This is a genomic window from Olivibacter sp. XZL3, from assembly GCF_004368405.1.
In the GTDB taxonomy this organism is placed as follows: domain Bacteria; phylum Bacteroidota; class Bacteroidia; order Sphingobacteriales; family Sphingobacteriaceae; genus Olivibacter.
In genome coordinates, this window is sequence record NZ_SBJH01000066.1 from 1 (window position 1) to 1,138 (window position 1,138).

1 protein-coding gene is annotated in these 1,138 nt (G+C 30.0%); it reads right to left on the reverse strand.

The genetic code is table 11. The annotated features are described in order from the left end of the window. Positions 1-258: 258 nt before the first annotated feature. Entirely contained in the window at positions 259-801 is a 543-nt protein-coding gene (locus tag EPX21_RS14595) for a hypothetical protein (RefSeq protein ID WP_134090430.1), read from the reverse strand. Positions 802-1,138 lie beyond the last annotated feature (337 nt).

Here is a 1,138-nt window from a genome sequence, read left to right on the forward strand (position 1 = left end):
CGTTTTTAGTGTGCACTCTTGTTGCCAATTTTGGTGTATTCTTATTTCCCATTTTCTGTGCAGTAGTAATTACCGCTTACAGGCAGATTAGGAACTTTAAATTTAAATACAATAATCCTACCTAAATCTAATTCGATTTTGAGGGGTCAGCATGTTCCAGTATATCCACACTTGATTAAAAGCTATATTTTCATAGTACGGGAGAACGAGGAAACAAGATTGTATTTTGATTTTATCTTATTCCAATATCTTCAATTGTTATTTCATAATAACATAGAACAAAAAAATCCCTAACGAAATGAACATCCAAAGTACACTTTTATTATAATGCTTAAATTTCTCAGAAGCAATTTTGGCAGTTATAAATACTTGAGAGTTCATGTCATTGAGATGGGTTAAATCATCCTCATTATTGGATTCATTTTCAAAGCTATTGAAAGTCTTTGAAGCTATTGAACCAAAAAAAACATTTGAATCAGTATTTAGCCCGTTTTGTTTGTAGACCTTTCCATCAATCCTACCTTTCAAGGTTGAATAAATCTGATAAAAAGTTACTAAAGAAGTAATGAAAAATGCTATTGTGGTTAGTAGTAAAAAAAAGTTCCCCAAACTTTCACAATTAAATTCTTTAGCTTTGCCGAAAGAGAAACAGCTAACCATTTCTCCGCCAATATTTGATGTAAAAATAATCGTCAATACAACACCGTAAAAAGTCAAAATAAATGAACTTTTAGTATCACAATTAGCAATCCAATGATTTATCAGCTCTAATTTTTTTGTGCTTTTTTCTATATTATCCATATTGCTAAATTACCCAATTTACAGTTCCACCATATACATCAACATCAACATTTTTAATGTTGTGATTATTTATTTTTTTCCAATAGTTTTTAGTAATACAATTCCTTGTTGGATTTGCATTTTTAAAACTGTTAAACACTCTTGAAGTCATAAGAATTGGTGGAAAATAAATCTTTGATTCTATTTTATCAAAACGAATGAGTTTACCGCCACTATATGATACACCTAAAGTATCGTAAAAGCTTAACTTTTTAGCCAGAGCTGTCCAAAATAAATTTTCGAGACAAAAAACAGGGGTTTCAACGGTCTAAAAAGCAATCCTAAAGCTTTTTATCGA

Excerpts from the sequence above, each read along its gene's own strand:
- EPX21_RS14595 (WP_134090430.1), bottom strand. The coding sequence starts at position 801 with ATGGATAATATAGAAAAAAGCACAAAAAAATTAGAGCTGATAAATCAT.